The organism is Meridianimaribacter sp. CL38 (assembly GCF_004328055.1).
Taxonomy (GTDB): domain Bacteria; phylum Bacteroidota; class Bacteroidia; order Flavobacteriales; family Flavobacteriaceae; genus Gaetbulibacter_B; species Gaetbulibacter_B jejuensis.
The window spans coordinates 24,451-41,422 of record NZ_QKWS01000003.1 but is presented as its reverse complement, the minus strand read 5'-3'; the positions used below and the strand labels follow the sequence as shown (position 1 = coordinate 41,422).

Annotated in this window: 16 protein-coding genes; 11 read left to right on the top strand and 5 right to left on the bottom strand. The window is 33.1% G+C overall.

All coding sequences use genetic code 11. The features are described from left to right. Positions 1 to 49: 49 nt before the first annotated feature. Positions 50 to 1,210, bottom strand: a complete 1,161-nt coding sequence (locus DMZ43_RS08080) for a PAS domain-containing protein (protein WP_131507303.1) — start codon at positions 1,208 to 1,210, stop codon at positions 50 to 52. A 97-nt stretch (positions 1,211 to 1,307) separates the two neighbouring features. After that, a complete protein-coding gene (gene xerD / locus DMZ43_RS08075) occupies positions 1,308 to 2,219 on the bottom strand; it encodes a site-specific tyrosine recombinase XerD (protein ID WP_131507301.1) in 912 nt (303 codons plus the stop codon). A 221-nt stretch (positions 2,220 to 2,440) separates the two neighbouring features. Here xerD and DMZ43_RS08070 point away from each other — a divergent pair, with 221 nt between their 5' ends. From DMZ43_RS08070 to DMZ43_RS08050, 5 genes are all read left to right on the top strand, one after another. After that, positions 2,441 to 2,935 carry an outer membrane beta-barrel protein gene (locus DMZ43_RS08070; RefSeq protein ID WP_129760760.1) on the top strand — a complete coding sequence of 165 codons (495 nt, stop codon included), beginning with the start codon at positions 2,441 to 2,443 and terminating at the stop codon, positions 2,933 to 2,935. A gap of 156 nt (positions 2,936 to 3,091) precedes the next feature. Beyond that, positions 3,092 to 3,610 carry a hypothetical protein gene (locus DMZ43_RS08065; RefSeq protein ID WP_131507299.1) on the top strand — a complete coding sequence of 173 codons (519 nt, stop codon included), beginning with the start codon at positions 3,092 to 3,094 and terminating at the stop codon, positions 3,608 to 3,610. A 78-nt stretch (positions 3,611 to 3,688) separates the two neighbouring features. Then, complete coding sequence (gene aroQ, locus DMZ43_RS08060; RefSeq protein WP_131507297.1) at positions 3,689 to 4,108, top strand: type II 3-dehydroquinate dehydratase; 420 nt, start codon at positions 3,689 to 3,691, stop codon at positions 4,106 to 4,108. Positions 4,109 to 4,215: 107 nt separating this feature from the next. After that, positions 4,216 to 4,725 (top strand): hypothetical protein, encoded by a 510-nt coding sequence (locus DMZ43_RS08055; protein ID WP_131507295.1) that lies wholly within the window; start codon positions 4,216 to 4,218, stop codon positions 4,723 to 4,725. Between the two features lie 76 nt (positions 4,726 to 4,801). After that, a complete protein-coding gene (locus DMZ43_RS08050) occupies positions 4,802 to 5,233 on the top strand; it encodes a PorT family protein (RefSeq protein ID WP_161566741.1) in 432 nt (143 codons plus the stop codon). Positions 5,234 to 5,286: 53 nt separating this feature from the next. Here DMZ43_RS08050 and lpdA read toward each other — a convergent pair whose 3' ends face one another. Further along, complete coding sequence (gene lpdA / locus DMZ43_RS08045; protein ID WP_131507293.1) at positions 5,287 to 6,663, bottom strand: dihydrolipoyl dehydrogenase; 1,377 nt, start codon at positions 6,661 to 6,663, stop codon at positions 5,287 to 5,289. Between the two features lie 116 nt (positions 6,664 to 6,779). Here lpdA and DMZ43_RS08040 point away from each other — a divergent pair, with 116 nt between their 5' ends. Continuing rightward, positions 6,780 to 8,084: an NAD(P)/FAD-dependent oxidoreductase gene (locus tag DMZ43_RS08040; RefSeq protein ID WP_131507291.1), complete on the top strand. Its 1,305-nt coding sequence runs from the start codon at positions 6,780 to 6,782 to the stop codon at positions 8,082 to 8,084. Here DMZ43_RS08040 and DMZ43_RS08035 read toward each other — a convergent pair. After that, positions 8,081 to 8,611: a DUF1572 family protein gene (locus DMZ43_RS08035; protein WP_131507289.1), complete on the bottom strand. Its 531-nt coding sequence runs from the start codon at positions 8,609 to 8,611 to the stop codon at positions 8,081 to 8,083. The two genes, DMZ43_RS08040 and DMZ43_RS08035, sit on opposite strands and share 4 nt — an antisense overlap. Positions 8,612 to 8,647: 36 nt before the next feature. Continuing rightward, positions 8,648 to 9,136 carry a peptide-methionine (R)-S-oxide reductase MsrB gene (gene msrB, locus DMZ43_RS08030; protein WP_131507287.1) on the bottom strand — a complete coding sequence of 163 codons (489 nt, stop codon included), beginning with the start codon at positions 9,134 to 9,136 and terminating at the stop codon, positions 8,648 to 8,650. A 124-nt stretch (positions 9,137 to 9,260) separates the two neighbouring features. On the opposite strand from msrB, the gene glgB reads away from it, so the two are divergent. The 5 genes from glgB to DMZ43_RS08005 all read left to right on the top strand — a co-directional run bounded on the left by glgB (position 9,261) and on the right by DMZ43_RS08005 (position 16,908). Continuing rightward, positions 9,261 to 11,174, top strand: a complete 1,914-nt coding sequence (gene glgB, locus DMZ43_RS08025; protein WP_131507285.1) for a 1,4-alpha-glucan branching protein GlgB — start codon at positions 9,261 to 9,263, stop codon at positions 11,172 to 11,174. A 95-nt stretch (positions 11,175 to 11,269) separates the two neighbouring features. Then, on the top strand, positions 11,270 to 13,675 hold the full coding sequence (locus tag DMZ43_RS08020; RefSeq protein WP_131507283.1) for a glycoside hydrolase family 31 protein: 2,406 nt from the start codon (positions 11,270 to 11,272) through the stop codon (positions 13,673 to 13,675). Between the two features lie 105 nt (positions 13,676 to 13,780). Next, complete coding sequence (locus DMZ43_RS08015; RefSeq protein ID WP_131507282.1) at positions 13,781 to 14,596, top strand: M48 family metallopeptidase; 816 nt, start codon at positions 13,781 to 13,783, stop codon at positions 14,594 to 14,596. 75 nt (positions 14,597 to 14,671) lie between these two features. Beyond that, entirely contained in the window at positions 14,672 to 16,006 is a 1,335-nt protein-coding gene (locus DMZ43_RS08010) for an MFS transporter (RefSeq protein WP_131507280.1), read from the top strand. Between the two features lie 41 nt (positions 16,007 to 16,047). Then, positions 16,048 to 16,908, top strand: coding sequence for a hypothetical protein (locus DMZ43_RS08005; protein WP_131507278.1), 861 nt, complete (start codon positions 16,048 to 16,050; stop codon positions 16,906 to 16,908). The last annotated feature ends 64 nt before the right edge of the window (positions 16,909 to 16,972 follow it).

The following is a 16,972-nucleotide window of genomic DNA, read 5'->3' as shown; positions in this document are numbered from 1 at the left end:
ATATATAAACTACTACAACGTAAAAAAAGCACCTAAAAAGGTGCTTTTTTTATGTGTTTAATGTGACTTTAAAGCAAGTGCCTTGGTTAGGAGTGCTATCAACTTCAATAGTTCCTCCAAGAGCTTCTACTTGGGTTTTTGTGATATATAAACCTATGCCTTTGGAGTCTTCTCTTTGTGTGCCATGAAATGTTTGGTAAAGCTGAAAAATCTTGTCTTTATGTTTGTTTAAATCTATACCAATACCATTATCTTTAACAGTAAGTTGAATAGTGTTAATAGTTACATCGCAATTTAATGTTATTATGGGTTGACGTGTTTTACTACTGTATTTAATACTGTTTGAAATTAAATTGTGTATAACGCTATTTAAGTAACTTACGTTGGTGTTTAAATAAATTGTTTCAGGAATAAGATTTTCAATTAAAACATTATGTTTTTTAATATCAAGCACTAAGCTTTCCATAACTTTTTTTGCAACGTCTCTTAAGTTTACTCTTTGATTAAGTGCTTTGGTATCTGACTTTGATTTAATACTAATGATAGAATTTAAATCGGTTATGGTTTCAGTTAAAGATTTTGAAATAGTTTTTAAATGATTAACCATGTCTTCTTTTTCACTTTCAGAACTAGCTTGGTCATAAAACTCTAAAATACTCTCAAAGTTACCAACGTGTGTGCGTAGGTTATGAGATACAATATGAGTAAAGTTGTGCAATCTATCGTTTTGATTAGTTATAAGGTCAAGATTTATTTTTAATGCCTCTTCAACTTCTTTACGTTTGGTGATATTGGAGTGCGTACCAATAATTCTTGTAGGTTTACCATCGTTATCTTTACTAACAACTTTACCTCTATCTAAAATCCACGTATAACTTCCGTCTTTACAGCGTATTCTATGTTCGTTTATATAGATATCAAGTTCGCCTCTTAAGTGTGCATTAAAGTCTCTGTAATAGGCTTCTCTATCTTCAGGATGAACTCTTTTGTCCCATTCGTCTGATGTGTTTCCAATTTCATAATCTTCATAGCCTATCATTTGTTTAGATTCTTCAGAATAAAAGACTTCGTTAGTTTTTGCATTCCAATCCCAAACACCAATATTTGAGTTTTCTAAAGCAAAACGCCATTTATAACTATCGGTAATTAACTCTTCGAGGTATTTATCATTATTTAAGCATTCTATGTAGAGTAGCTTGCTATTTTCCATAAGTATTGATTGATGTAAGGGCTTTTGTGTTAAGACACATAATCTAAAAAAGGGTCACAAAGATAGGACTGATTTTTAGAAAAAATTATGAAGAACATTATTTTCTTGGATGAAACTGAGTAAGTACGTCTTTTAAGTGAGTTCTATCAACATGCATATAAATTTCGGTAGTGGTAATACTTTCATGACCTAACATAAGTTGTATAGCTCTTAAATCGGCACCATTTTCTAATAAATGAGTAGCAAACGAATGTCTAAATGTATGTGGAGAAATAGTTTTTTGAAGACCAGTTTTCTTTGCTAGCTGTTTAATAATTGTAAATATCATAGCACGAGTAAGCTGTTTCCCTCTATTGTTTAAAAATAAAGTGTCTTTAAACTCTTTTTGAACATTAATAGTTGTACGCACTTCGTTTTTATAGATGTTAATGTACTTTTGAGTGTTTTTTCCAATAGGCACAAACCGTTGCTTATTACCTTTACCTGTTACTTTTATAAATCCTTCATCAAAATAAAGATCAGATAGCTTTAGGTTAGTAAGTTCGCTTACACGCAATCCGCAACTGTAAAGTGTTTCTAGTATTGTTCTATCACGTTCACCAATTCGTATTCCATTATACTCTTTGGTAATATCAATAGCAGCTATAAGCGAGTCGATGTCTTCAATACTTAAAGTGTCTGGTAGTTTTCGGCCTATTTTAGGCGACTCTATATGGTCTAAAGGATTTGTGGTTCTGTAATCTTCAAATACCAAGTAGCTAAAAAAACTACGCAAACCAGATATTAAACGCGATTGTGACCTAGCATTAAGAGATTTTGATAATTCGTAAATGAATGGTTGTATAGTATCATAATCAATTACATCAGGCGATTGATTAATGTTATTTGCTTCTAAATAGGTGATAAGTTTTTGAACATCATACTCATAATTAGTAATTGAATTATCAGACAATCCTCTTTCAATTTTGAGATAATGTTTATAATCTTTGAGTGCATTTAGCCATTTCATTGGGTAAAAATAGTACTTTTTTACTGTAAATTAGTCAAAATCAGTACGTCATATGTCGTATATTTCTTAAAAATTGTTAATAACGTATTTTTTAAAGTATTGATAATCATGTTTTTAAAAATTAATGTGTATAAAATTGTTAATAACTAGCGATAAAAATGTGAAAAATTCAAAAAAAAGTGTTTAGTTTGCTAATAATCAATTTAAAAACTTTAAATATTATGAAAAAATTAATGTTATTAGCTGCTATGGTAGCTTTTGGATTTACTGCTAAAGCCCAAGATTTTAATGCAGGAATTAGTGCTGCATTACCAATTGGAGATGCTGGAGACTCTTACACTTTTGGAGTTAATTTAGACGCAAATTATTTATGGGAAGTTTCTGAAAGCTTCAATGCAGGTGTTGCTGCTGGTTATCATCACTATTTTGGAGATTCTGTTGAAGTATTAGGAACATCTATTGATGTAGACGATGCAGGATTTTTACCAATAGCTGCTGCTGGTCGTTTTGCTGTTTCTGAAGAATTTACTTTAGGAGCTGACTTAGGATACGCAATAGGACTAAGTCCAGATGGTAACGATGGTGGATTTTACTATGCTCCTAAAGTACAATATGGAGTAAGCGAATCTTTAGATATCGTTTTATCTTATAAGGGAGTAAGTGTTGATGGTGGATCTTTCGATGCAATTTCTTTAGGTATTGAGTTTGGGTTATAATATTCCAAAACATAAAAAATGAAGCCGAAACATTCGTTTCGGCTTTTTTTATGTTCTGATAATTAAAAAGTTAAGAAAATTCTTGTTAAAATGTTGTGTAGATATAAAACTTCTATATACTTTCGCAACCTCAATTTAAAAAAAACTTAATCAATTATGAAAAAATTATTTTTATTTGCTGCTGCTGCAGTATTAGGATTATCTAATGTAAACGCTCAAGATTCTGACAACGCATCAACTGCTTTATCAGAAGGAAGTATGGTTATTGAAATCAACACTGGTTCTTGGACAACAGGAAGTACAGCATTTTCTTTAACATCTATTGATGGGAACACTGCTTGGTCTGCTGGTGCTGAAGCTGGTTATTTTGTTATGGATAACTTAGCGGTTAAAGCTGGTTTAGGTTATGCTGATGATGGTTTTAACGATGGAATCTTTGCTTACAAAGTTGGGGCAAAATACTACATCGACGGACAGTTTCCTGTAGGAGTTGATTTTACAGGTGTTTCTCAAGATGGAAACAACGCTAACTGGGTTGGTGTACAAGGTGGTTATGCTTGGTTTGTTGCTCCAAACGTAAGTATTGAGCCAACTGTACGTTACAATGTAACTTTAGATGAGGAAAAAGCTGAAAGCGCTTTCCAAGGTTTAATTGGATTTGCTTTTCACTTCTAATTATAAAAAATAATAGTTGAAAAAAGCCGAAGCAGTTGCTTCGGCTTTTTTTATACCTTTTTTTAATATCTTTACTATATGAAGAAACTAATTATTATTAATGGACCTAATTTAAATTTGCTAGGTAAACGTGAAACCAATATATATGGTAGCTTAACTTTTAATGAGTTTTTTGATACAATACAAGAAAAGTATAAAAACGTAAGCATTGAATACTTTCAGTCAAATATTGAAGGCGAAATTATTAATAGACTTCATGAAGCTGGTTATGGTGCTTATGATGGTATTGTATTAAATGCTGCTGCTTATACACATACTTCTGTTGGTATAGGTGATGCTGTAAAAGCCATTGAAACTCCTGTTGTAGAAGTTCATATTTCCAACACATTTGATAGGGAAGAGTTTAGACATGTATCCTATGTTTCTCCTAATGCAAAAGGCGTAATAGTTGGTTTTGGTTTACAAAGCTATGAGCTTGGTATTCAAAGCTTTTTATAAAGTTATAATTAGTTAATTAACTTTTTTTAAGCTATAATTTAAGGTTCTTTTGTGAAATACTTATTCTATGTTGTTGTAAATTAGTGTAAAATACTATACTCAACCATATGAAACGATTAATTTCTAGCCTGTTATTAGTTGGTCTTTTTCAAACTATTAACGCTCAAGAAACGAGCACTCAACCAATAGATTCTTTTACACAAAGTGACGAAGTCTTGAATTCAGATTTAGGGATTAATTACTTTTATGGTAGTTATTTTTCAGAATACGACATACTTGGAGATAATTGGACCTTGAGAACAGAACTGCATAAAACCATTACACCGCATTTTAATTATTTTGAATATCCTTTTCTTTTAAAATATGGAGTTACAAATAAATTTAGTGTAATGGCTGGTCCAAAAGTTAATATTCTCACAGATAATACAGGAGTTCCACGCGAATACTCCATGTCCATGACTACTGGAGTTCAATATGATGTTAATGATAATTTGAATATCTATGCGCGATTTAATTTGTTAATGACTGAGCAGTTTGAGAATGAAGGTTTTAATACACAACATTATCAAGGTAAATCGCGTTCTTCATTTAATTTAGGCTCTAGATTTAAGTTCTAGACACATAATTTAACCAACCACATAACTAACTATGAGATTTAATCTATTACTATTTTTTTGTATTTCAACATTTACAATGCATTCACAAAATGAAGTGAATTTTGGAGTTAAAGGAGGTTTAAACCTTACGTTTTTTAATGTAGAAGAAGCTAATTTTGGAGCAAACACTGAAACTGAAACAGGATTTTATTTAGGTGCTTTTACTGAGTTTGAAATTAACGAAACCTTTTCTTTGCAACCTGAAGTGTTATACATTGGGCTTAGTGATTTTAAGTTTATAAATGCTCCTATTTATGCCAAATATGAAGTGGCTAACAATTTTAACTTACTTGCAGGACCTAGTCTTAATTACTTTTTTGATTTTTTCTCTAGTAAATTTAAGGTAAGAGCAGATATAAGTGCGTCTTATAATATCACACCTTCATTAGATGCTCACATGAAATACACCATAGGATTTGAAGAAATAGCTCCTAATGGATTGTTCATAGGAATGGGACTTGTATTATAAAAAAAAGCAACCCAAATTAAGGATTGCTTTTTATATCTATTAGTTTGTTTTGTTTAGATATGAATACACTCATCATAAGCATCTGCAACAGCTTCCATAATCGCTTCACTCATTGTTGGGTGAGGATGTACTGCTTTTAATACTTCATGACCTGTAGTTTCTAGTTTTCTACCTAAAACAGCTTCAGCAACCATATCAGTTACGCCAGCACCAATCATGTGGCATCCTAACCACTCACCATATTTGGCATCAAAAATAACTTTTACAAAGCCTTCTTTATTTCCACCAGCACTTGCTTTACCAGAAGCTGAGAATGGGAATTTTCCAACTTTAATATCGATACCTTGATCTTTAGCTTGTTTTTCGGTTAAACCAACGCTAGCAATTTCTGGAGTACAATATGTACAACCAGGAATGTTTCCGTAGTCTAAAGCTTCTACATGCATTCCTGCAATTTTTTCAACACAAAGAATTCCTTCAGCAGAGGCTACGTGAGCTAATGCTTGACCAGGAGTAACGTCTCCAATAGCATAATAACCAGGTATATTGGTTTGGTAGAAATCATTTACTAAAATTTTATCTCTATCAACAACAATACCTACGTCTTCTAATCCTATGTTTTCAATATTAGTTTTAATTCCTACTGCAGATAATACTACATCAGCTTCAAGAACTTCTTCTCCTTTAGATGTTTTTACAGTAGCCTTAACACCTTTTCCTGAAGTGTCAACTTTAGTTACTTCGGCTGAAGTCATGATTTTAATACCACTTTTCTTAAAGCTACGTTCTAGTTGTTTAGATACGTCTTGATCTTCAACAGGAACAATATTAGGTAAGTACTCAACTATAGTTACCTCAGTTCCCATAGAGTTGTAAAAGTAAGCAAACTCAACACCTATAGCTCCAGAACCTACTACAATCATCTTTTTAGGTTGCTCTTTTAAGCTCATTGCTTCGCGGTAACCTATTACTTTTTTACCATCTTGTGGTAAGCTAGGTAACTCTCTAGAACGAGCTCCAGTTGCTATTACAATATGGTCAGCACTGTAGTCTTTACCGTCAACTTCAACTTTCTTTCCAGGTTTTACTTTTCCATACCCTTCAATAACGTCAATTTTGTTCTTTTTCATTAAAAACTGAACACCTTTGCTCATACCATCTGCTACACCACGACTACGTTTTACAACAGCATCAAAATCTTTATCAGCGTCTTTAACTGATAATCCGTAATCTTCAGCATGTTTTAAGTATTCAAATACTTGTGCAGATTTTAACAATGCTTTTGTTGGAATACAACCCCAATTTAAGCACACACCACCTAGACTTTCTTTTTCAACAATTGCAGTTTTAAAACCTAATTGAGAAGCTCTAATAGCAGTTACGTAGCCTCCAGGACCACTTCCAAGAACAATAATATCGTATTTACTCATGAGAATTTGTTTTGTCTTATTTTGAAGCTACGAATTTACAAAACCTAAATTGAAATATGAATTTAGCTAACAAAAAATTATATGTTTTGCTACCTTTGTATTGAAAGTTAAGCTTTATGAATATACCTAGAGTGAGTTATCCACGCATTGTTATTATTGGTGGTGGATTTGCAGGCATTTCTCTTGCCAGAAGATTATCAAAAAAAGAAGCACAAGTTGTTTTATTGGATAAACACAATTATCACACGTTTCAGCCTTTACTATATCAAGTCTCTACAGGTGGATTAGAACCTGATTCTATTGCATATCCATTGCGAAAAATATTGAAAAATTTTCCTAATGTTTTCTTTAGAATGGCAAATGTGAAGGAGATTGATGCCGAAAATAAAGTAGTAAAATCTGATATTGGTGATTTAAAGTTCGATTATCTGGTTATTGCAACAGGTTCTGAAACCAATTATTTTGGTAACCAATCGATTGAAAAGCATAGTATGGCTATGAAAAGCATACCACAATCGCTTAATCTTAGAAGTTTAATTTTAGAAAATTTTGAAGATGCGCTACTCACATCAGACCTTGATGAGCGTAATGCTTTAATGAATTTTGTAATTGTAGGAGCAGGACCAACAGGAGTTGAGTTAGCTGGTGCTTTAGCCGAAATAAAGAAAGGCATTTTACCTAAAGATTATCCTGATTTAGATACGCGTTTAGCACAAATAAATCTTGTGCAATCTGGTGACAGAGTGTTGAAAGAAATGAGTGAAAAGGCTTCTAAAAAAGCTGAAGATTTTCTTGAAGAACTAGGTGTTAACATCTGGAAGGATTTAAGAGTTACAGGATATGATGGCAAAACGGTAACCACTAATACTGATGTTACTTTTGAAACTGCAACTGTTGTTTGGGCTGCAGGTGTTAAAGGTGCTACCATAAAAGGATTAGATGCTCAAGATTACATTGCAAGAGGTAATAGAATAGTGGTAAACCAGTTTAGCCAAGTAAAAGGGTTTGACACCATTTTTGCTGTAGGTGATATTGCTTGCATGCAAACCGAAGATTTTCCGCAAGGTTATCCTATGATGGCTCAACCTGCTATTCAACAAGGAAAACAACTTGGAGATAACTTGGTGAGATTAATAGATTGTAAACCCATGAAACCGTTTAAGTATAACGATAAAGGATCAATGGCAACAGTTGGTCGTAATAAAGCGGTTGTAGATTTAGAGTCGTTTAAATTTCAAGGTGTGTTTGCATGGTTTGTTTGGATGTTTGTTCACTTATTCTTTTTAATAGGATTTAGAAACAGAGCAGTTGTTTTTATAAACTGGGTGTATAATTACATTCGTTTTGATAGGGAAGCACGACTAATTATTAGGCCTTATAAAAAACATCACATTGTAAAATCTGAAGTGAAAAAAAGTTAATTTCTGTTTTTGTTGAATTTTTCTTTGTTAAATGCTTCAGATTGTCCTTTGGGAATAGATAATGATTTCCAATGATTCTCTTTTAGCAATTTTCCTATATAAGCAATTTGACCGATGTGATAAGGGTAATGTCCTAATTGCCTAAAGATAGCCTCAGCTACAGTATGCTTTTCATTTCTAATGTAAACTATACGTTCTAAATCAGAATCTTTAAGTGGTTGTATAGCGTCAAACAAACAGTCCCAACCCATTTCCCATGCTTGCAATACATCGTTTTTAGTTGTGTAAGTTGCCACAAATTCTTGTTCGCGATGCCTCCAATCTTTTTCACCATCTTCTGTTAAAAAATTGGTCCACCTACTCAACATATTTCCTACCATGTGTTTAACAATTATAGAAATACTATTTGAGGTATCATTTGGTTGCCAATTTATATCGTCAAAAGATAGTTGGTCAAATGTTTTGTCAGCAGCAGTTTTGTAATATTCAAACTGTTTGATTATACCAGAAATTATTGTATTTTCCATAAGTGTAAAGATAACACTTAAGTCAATGACTAGGTGCTAATTTTTTTCAGCTTTAGCGTCAAAGTTTAAACTCGCAGAGTTTACACAAAAACGTTTTCCTGTTGCAGTAGGTCCATCGTTAAAAATGTGTCCTAAATGTCCTCCACAATTGGCGCAAAGAATTTCGGTACGAATCATTCCTAAAGAGCGATCTTCTTTATATTTTATAGTACCTTCAATGGCATTGTCAAAACTGGGCCAACCACAATCTGACATAAACTTATCTCCACTTTCAAATAATTGAGCATCACAAGCTGCACAAGCATATGTGCCTTTCTCAAAATGTAAATTGTACTTGCCTGTGTGAGGTCTTTCAGTGCCTTTTTCTCTTAAAACATAAAATTGTTCATCAGTTAAAACGCGTCTCCATTCTTCATCAGTTTTGTTCACTTTGTAAACGTCCTTTTTTGTAGTTTTTGTTTTTTGCGCTACAGTATTGCAGCTAAATAACATTCCAATAGCAAATAATAAAAAGAGCTTTTTCATAATTCTAAATTTTCAATTTTTTATGGTTTTGGTCGAAACCATTAGCTTAAAATTACATTTATTTAAAAGAAATAATACTTTTACAGTGTATTTAATTATGTACATTTAGTGTTTAATTCTCAATATGGAAAAGGTAATAGCCCATAGTTTGTTTACAGAATTTGATATTGGTCTTTTCAAAGCAGGAAAGCATTACAGACTTTATGAAAAGTTTGGCTCTCATATTACTACTTTAAATGGAGTAAAAGGGACGTATTTTGCTGTTTGGGCTCCAAGTGCTAAGGTTGTTTCGGTTATAGGTGATTTTAACTTTTGGGAAGATGAACAACACCAACTTAATGTACGTTGGGATTCTAGCGGAATATGGGAAGGCTTTATACCCAATGTTGGGAAAGGCAGTGTGTATAAGTATAAAATACATAGTAATAATGCTGATATAATAACTGAAAAAGCTGACCCTTACGCAAGACGATGCGAACATCCTCCAAAAACAGCTTCAATAGTTTGGGATGATGAAAATTATACTTGGGATGATGCCAAATGGATGAAAAAGCGTAAAGCTAATAATGCTTTGGATGCTCCATTTTCAGTATACGAGGTGCATTTAGGGTCTTGGAAACGAAAGCTAGAACACAATCGGTTTTTGTCTTATCGAGAATTAGCTGACGAGTTGGTAAGCTATGTAAAGGACATGAACTTTACACATGTAGAGTTGATGCCAGTAATGGAATATCCTTATGACCCAAGTTGGGGATATCAAATTACAGGATATTTTGCACCAACATCGCGTTTCGGGTATCCTGAAGAGTTTAAACTTCTGGTAGATAAACTTCATCAAAATGACATAGGAATTATTCTAGATTGGGTACCATCACATTTCCCAGAAGATGCTCACGGACTCGGTTTTTTTGATGGCTCACATTTGTACGAACATCCTGATAAGCGAAAAGGCTATCATCCTGATTGGAAAAGCCTAATTTTTAACTATGGTCGTAATGAAGTAAAATCGTTTCTAATTAGTAACGCTATTTTTTGGTTAGATCATTATCATGCAGATGGTTTAAGGGTTGATGCTGTAGCATCTATGTTGTTTTTAGACTATTCAAGAGAAGAAGGAGAGTGGGAACCCAATAAGTTTGGAGGTAGGGAAAACCTTGAGGCTATTGATTTTATGAAAGAAATGAATGAAGCCGTTTATAGTTTGTTTCCTGATGTACAAACCATTGCTGAAGAATCTACAGCATATCCAATGGTGTCAAAACCAACTTTTTTAGGAGGTTTAGGATTTGGCATGAAATGGATGATGGGTTGGATGCACGATACACTTCAATATTTTGCAAAAGAACCTATTTATAGGAAGCATCATCAAAATGATTTAACGTTTTCAATGACCTACGCGTTTTCTGAGAATTTTATGCTGCCTTTATCACATGACGAAGTTGTGTATGGTAAACGTTCTTTACTAGGTAGAATGCCAGGAGACGAATGGCAACGCTTTGCAAATTTACGATTGCTGTATAGTTACATGTTTACACATCCTGGAGCAAACTTGCTGTTTCAAGGAGCCGAATTTGGACAAAGCGAAGAATGGAATTTTCAACAAAGTTTAGATTGGCATTTATTACAGTATGATGTTCATAAAGGTGTTCAAACACTCATAAAAGATTTGAATACATTCTACAAAAGTGAACCTGCTTTACACCAAAAACAATTTTCAAACGACGGTTTTGAATGGATAGATTATAATGATTCTGAAAACTCTGTACTTGTCTATATAAGAAAAGGTAAGCTAGTAAAAGATAACATTATTGTAGTGTGTAACATGACACCAATTCCTAGGGAAGACTATAGAATAGGTTTACCTAAACAAGGAACACTTAAAGAAATCTTTAATAGTGATTTAAAGTCATACAATGGTACAGGTGAATATCAAAACAAAACGCTTAAGTCAGAGAAAAAAGATTGGCAGTATAGAAAGCATTCTGTAGAGATTACTATTCCGCCTTTAGGTATGGTAGCGTTTAAATATTCAAAATAAATTTTCGAAAACGTTATAGTTAATAATTCTTATAAACTAATGTTTTATATGTGGTAACTTATACGTTTTTTTGTTATGTATATTAACCTTGACTTATGATTGTAAATACTGAATTAGAATATAAAGGGAACTTATTTCCTTCAAAGATTGTTTCGTATAGCAAAGATGTTGATACCTTATATTTTAAAACTGACAATGATGTTGTTTTAGAATTAACAGTGGTTAGAGATAGTGTGTTGAGATTTAGGTTTACAACAACAGGCAATTTTGAAAACGATTTTTCCTATGCAATAACCAAATATGCAAGTAGAGGATATAATAAACTTGAGATTGAAGAAGAGAAGGAAGTTTATAAAGTCACAACTTCAAAACTAATTTGTGAAATTTCAAAACTAGATCTTAGAGTGTCATTGTTTGATGCTATTGATGGAAGTTTGATAAACGAAGACGAATTAGGGTTTCATTGGGAAGAAAGCTATGAGTTTGGAGGCAATATTGTAAAAATGAGCAAAGCCTCTCATGATGGTGAAAGTTACTTTGGTCTTGGAGATAAACCAGCAAAGCTTAACCTAAAAGGAAAACGTTTTGAAAACTGGGTAACTGATTCTTACGCTTATGGTAAAAATACAGACCCAATCTATAAAACAATACCGTTTTATACAGCATTGCACAATAAAAAAGCCTACGGAATTTTCTTTGACAATACCTTTAGGTCATTTTTTGACTTTGCTAATGAAAGACGTAACGTCACTAGTTTTTGGGCTCAAGGAGGCGAAATGAACTACTATTTCATTTATGGTCCTCAAATGAGCGATGTAGTTGCTAATTATACAGATTTAACAGGAAAACCACATCAATTACCACCACTTTGGGCCTTAGGTTTTCACCAATGTAAATGGAGCTATTATCCAGAAAGTAAGGTAAAAGAAATCACTCAAAAATTTAGAGAGTTAAGAATACCATGTGATGCTATCTATTTAGATATTGATTATATGGATGGTTTTAGGTGTTTTACTTGGAATAAAGACTATTTTCCTGATCCTAAGAGAATGGTTAAAGAACTATCAGACGATGGTTTTAAAACTGTTGTTATCATTGATCCAGGAATTAAAATAGATATGGAATACAGTGTGTTTAAAGAAGCTTTAGATAAAGACTACTTCTGTAAACGTGCTGATGGACCATACATGAAAGGTAAAGTATGGCCTGGGGAATGTTATTTCCCTGATTTTACAAATCCTGAAGTTAGAGAATGGTGGTCTGGTTTATTCAAAGAGCTTGTTGAAGACATTGGTGTAAAAGGAGTTTGGAACGATATGAACGAGCCTGCAGTTATGGAAGTACCTAATAAAACTTTCCCTAACGATGTAAGACACGATTATGATGGTAACCCTTGTAGTCACAGAAAAGCGCATAACATTTATGGTATGCAAATGGCGAGAGCTACATATCAAGGATTAAAAAAGTACTCTTATCCAAAACGACCATTTGTAATTACAAGAGCAGCCTATTCAGGAACTCAAAGATATACATCAACTTGGACAGGTGATAACGTTGCAACATGGGAGCATTTATGGATAGCAAACATACAAGCACAACGCATGGCAATGTCTGGTTTTTCATTTGCTGGTAGTGATATAGGTGGATTTGCAGAACAGCCACAAGGTGAGCTTTTTACTCGTTGGATTCAGTTAGGAGTATTTCACCCATTTTGTAGAGTACATTCTTCTGGTGATCATGGCGATCAAGAACCATGGGCTTTTGATGAAGACGTAACAGACATTGTTAGAAAGTTTATTGAACTTCGCTACCAATTACTTCCATATTTATATACTACATTTTGGCAGTATGTTGAAGAAGGTATTCCAATGTTGAAATCATTAATGTTGTTTGATCAAGAAGACGTTCATACACATTACAGAAATGACGAGTTTATTTTTGGTGAAAAAATATTGGTTTGTCCAATTTTAGAACAAAATGCAAGAGGCAGACGCATGTTTGTACCTAGAGGAAAATGGTTTAATTTCTGGACAAATGAAATTGTTAATGGAGGAAAGGAAATGTGGGTTGATGCTGATATTGATAGTATGCCAATTTTTGTGAAAGAAGGAGCAATTATCCCAAAGTATCCTGTTCAGCAGTATGTAGACGAAAAAGAAATAGACCAAGTAGTATTAGATGTATATTACAAAGAAGGTAAAGAAGATTCTCTGTTTTATGATGATGCACATGATGGTTATGACTACATAAAAGGACGTTATAGTTTTAGAACGTTTAAGTTAACAGGAAAGCCAAATCAGCTTATTATTCAGCAACATAAAGAAGGTAAGTTTACAGCAAACTATCAGCAGTTTTTAGTAAAATTCCATGGATTGCCATTTAAGGTTTCTAGTATCCAAATTGATAATGTCGATATTCCATTAGCTAATGTTAAGATGAATGGAGACAATAGTATGATAGTTGATAAAGACTTTACCGAGCTTCACTTGGTGGGAGAATAAGAACTAAACTGTAAGTTAATTGTGACAATTTATGATGTTATGTGTCATAATTGTATGGAATGATTTTTGTAAATTTATAACTAATAACATTTAACACCATCAATAATGAACTATAGAAAAAGCATCGTTGCATTAGGTACAGTATTACTGTTTTTATCTTGTGCAACAAACCCTTTTACAGGGAAAAAAACAATGGCATTTGTATCTAACGACCAATTGTTTCCATCATCATTTTCGCAATACGATCAATTTTTAACTGAAAACAAAGTAGTTACAGGAACTGCTGATGCTGAAATGATTAAACGTGTTGGTCAACGTATTGCAGTTGCTGCTGAGCGTTGGTTAAATGCTAATGGCTATGAAGGGTATTTAAAAGATTACCAATGGGAATATAATTTAGTTAATGACGAAACTGTAAACGCTTGGTGTATGCCTGGAGGAAAAATTGTATTCTACACAGGTATTTTACCAATAGCAAATGGAGAAACAGGAGTAGCTGCCATTATGGGACACGAGGTATCACACGCTTTAGCAAACCATGGACAACAACGTATGAGTGCTGCATATATACAACAAGGTCTTGCAGTAGCAGGTAATTTTGCTATAAAAGATGAGCAAACCAGAAATATATTTAACCAGTCTTATGGAGTAGGTTCAAATGTATTAGGAATGCTACCTTTTAGCAGAAGTCATGAAACGCAAGCTGATGAGATTGGACAAATGATTATGGCTATTGCAGGTTATAATCCTGATGAATGTGCTGAACTTTGGAAACGTATGCAAGCACAAAGTGGAGGACAAGCACCACCTGAGTTTTTAAGTACGCATCCTTCAAACGAAACTAGAATTGCTAATCTTACAAAGAATGCTGCAAAGGCAAAAGCTGAAGCAAAAAAGTTTGGTGTAACATCGTTTAAATGATAACACCAAATTCTAAAAATATTTGATTACTTTAGAAGCTGTCCTAAAAAGGGCAGCTTTTTATTTTAACTAACTATGGCAGAACTTCAAAAGGGAAGTAAAAAACTTCTTAATGCTTGGGCATTTTATGATTGGGCAAATTCAGTATATACTTTAACTATAGCATCTTCTATTTTTCCATTGTTTTATGGGAGTTTATTTGCAACAAAAACCGAACTAGTTTCGGCATTTGGATATGAATTTAAACAAACCGTTTTAATTGAAATTGTAACAGCGTTTACCTTTCTTGTGGTTGCGTTTTCATCACCAATACTTTCAGGTATTGCCGATTTTGTAGGAAACAAAAAAACGTTCATGAAGTTTTTCTGTTATGTTGGTGGCTTAGGTTGTATAGGTTTGTATTGGTTTAGTAAAGATTTAATTCACGTTAGTTTACTATTCTATTTTATGGGACTTATAGGATATTGGGGAAGTTTGGTGTTTTATAATTCGTATTTACCAGACATCGCGTTCGAGGACCAACAGGATAGCATAAGTGCAAAAGGATTTAGTTTGGGCTACATAGGTAGCGTGTTATTATTAATTCTTAACCTTTTTATGGTTATGTTTCCTGAGTGGTTTGGATTTGATGTTGGTACAACCGAAGAGTCTCGAAATACAGCTTCAATAGAAGCTATGAGAATTTCATTTATAACAGTTGGGTTATGGTGGATTATATTTAGTCAGTACACATTTTACGTATTACCAAAAGGAGCATCTAAAGGTCATAAAGTAACCAAAAGTGTAATTTTTAACGGATTTACTGAGCTTAAATCGGTTTGGAAAGATCTTAAGCAAAACCTAAGATTAAAGCGTTATTTATATGCGTTTTTTGTATTTAGTATGGCTGTACAGACCATTATGTTAATGGCTGTTTACTTTGGTGAAAAAGAAATTCTTTGGGCTGATGATAATGAAAAAAGAACAGGATTAATAGTGAGTATACTGGTAATTCAATTAGTAGCTGTATTAGGAGCTGTATTGACTTCGAGAGCATCAAAACGTTTTGGAAACAAATACACGCTAATTGTAATTAATGCTATATGGATGCTTTTATGTGTTTGTGCTTACTTTGTAACATTGCCAATACACTTTTATGTTACTGCTGCATTTGTAGGTTTGGTAATGGGAGGAATACAAGCTTTGGCTCGTTCTACGTATTCAAAATATTTACCAGAAACTGAAGATTCAACCTCATATTTTAGTTTTTATGATGTAGCTGAAAAAATAGGAATCGTTATAGGTATGGCTATTTTTGCTATTGTTGACCACATAAGTACAATGCGAAATGCTATTGTATTTTTATTTCTGTTTTTCTTATTTGGAATAATTTTATTGTTCAGAGTACCTAAATCTAATCCTGAAAATTAATTAAAAGTATTATGTTTGTAAAAATTCAACTCAAAACTATTATGAAAAAACTCAGTTTTTTATTTTCTCTATTTATTCTTTTATCAGCATTTACTTGCGAAAACGAACCATTAGATAGTGAAATAGATACATCAAACTCAGGAAATTTAAATTGTGAAGCTGCAGCACAAGAAGTAGCTACAGCTGCTTTAGCTTTTGTTTCGGTTACTGATGATAACTATACTCAATTGTGTTCTGCGTACAAAACCGCATTAGAAAACTTATTAGCTGCTTGTGGTGATCCTGATGGAAGCATTCAATCTAGTATCGACGCTTTAGGAGATTGTTCAGATCCTAACGGATTTGATGATTGTGAAGCTTTAGCGAACGCAACTAACTTAGCTGAGGTAAACTTTAATAATGCAACTGACGATAATTATGCTGATTATTGTAATGCTTACAAATTGGCTTTAGAAAACCAAATTGCCGAATGTGGAGATAACGACGGAAGCTTACAAGCGATTGTTGATGATTTAGGCGAATGTGTTGTAAATGTTGAAAACCCTGATCAGGAACTAAGCCTTTTTGCAGGTACAGCTCCAATTGATTTTGAAGATATTAGTGTAGCTGTTGAAAACGGAATGGTAAAAGTTACAGGAGTAGATACATCTCCAGGATCTGTATATTCAATTTATTTTGAAGTACCTGTTGATACTACAGGAGAAGGTTTAATTAATGATACTTTTGAATTAACATTAACATCAGTATTTTATCCTTCAGAATTAGGACCTCCATTTGATTTTGTATCAAATATAACAGTTAATGAAGCTGGAAATTTAGTTGGTTCTTTTGGAGGAGTAGTTACCAATGCTGATGGAGGAGACCTTAGTATTACTTCAGGTGTTATTAATATTACGTATTAAGAAATATAAACGATAAAAATAAAAAGCCACTCTTCCTAAGTAATGGGATTGAGTGGCTTTTTTA

What these genes read in the sequence shown, in the direction of transcription:
- aroQ (WP_131507297.1), top strand. Translation starts at nt 3,689, where the DNA reads ATGAAGAAACTAATTATTATTAATGGACCTAATTTAAATTTGCTAGGT.
- DMZ43_RS08015 (WP_131507282.1), top strand. Translation starts at nt 13,781, where the DNA reads ATGAACTATAGAAAAAGCATCGTTGCATTAGGTACAGTATTACTGTTT.
- lpdA (WP_131507293.1), bottom strand. Translation starts at nt 6,663, where the DNA reads ATGAGTAAATACGATATTATTGTTCTTGGAAGTGGTCCTGGAGGCTAC.
- DMZ43_RS08080 (WP_131507303.1), bottom strand. Translation starts at nt 1,210, where the DNA reads ATGGAAAATAGCAAGCTACTCTACATAGAATGCTTAAATAATGATAAA.
- DMZ43_RS08065 (WP_131507299.1), top strand. Translation starts at nt 3,092, where the DNA reads ATGAAAAAATTATTTTTATTTGCTGCTGCTGCAGTATTAGGATTATCT.
- DMZ43_RS08050 (WP_161566741.1), top strand. Translation starts at nt 4,802, where the DNA reads ATGCATTCACAAAATGAAGTGAATTTTGGAGTTAAAGGAGGTTTAAAC.
- msrB (WP_131507287.1), bottom strand. Translation starts at nt 9,136, where the DNA reads ATGAAAAAGCTCTTTTTATTATTTGCTATTGGAATGTTATTTAGCTGC.
- DMZ43_RS08055 (WP_131507295.1), top strand. Translation starts at nt 4,216, where the DNA reads ATGAAACGATTAATTTCTAGCCTGTTATTAGTTGGTCTTTTTCAAACT.
- DMZ43_RS08070 (WP_129760760.1), top strand. Translation starts at nt 2,441, where the DNA reads ATGAAAAAATTAATGTTATTAGCTGCTATGGTAGCTTTTGGATTTACT.
- glgB (WP_131507285.1), top strand. Translation starts at nt 9,261, where the DNA reads ATGGAAAAGGTAATAGCCCATAGTTTGTTTACAGAATTTGATATTGGT.
- DMZ43_RS08010 (WP_131507280.1), top strand. Translation starts at nt 14,672, where the DNA reads ATGGCAGAACTTCAAAAGGGAAGTAAAAAACTTCTTAATGCTTGGGCA.
- DMZ43_RS08040 (WP_131507291.1), top strand. Translation starts at nt 6,780, where the DNA reads ATGAATATACCTAGAGTGAGTTATCCACGCATTGTTATTATTGGTGGT.
- DMZ43_RS08020 (WP_131507283.1), top strand. Translation starts at nt 11,270, where the DNA reads ATGATTGTAAATACTGAATTAGAATATAAAGGGAACTTATTTCCTTCA.
- DMZ43_RS08035 (WP_131507289.1), bottom strand. Translation starts at nt 8,611, where the DNA reads ATGGAAAATACAATAATTTCTGGTATAATCAAACAGTTTGAATATTAC.
- xerD (WP_131507301.1), bottom strand. Translation starts at nt 2,219, where the DNA reads ATGAAATGGCTAAATGCACTCAAAGATTATAAACATTATCTCAAAATT.
- DMZ43_RS08005 (WP_131507278.1), top strand. Translation starts at nt 16,048, where the DNA reads ATGAAAAAACTCAGTTTTTTATTTTCTCTATTTATTCTTTTATCAGCA.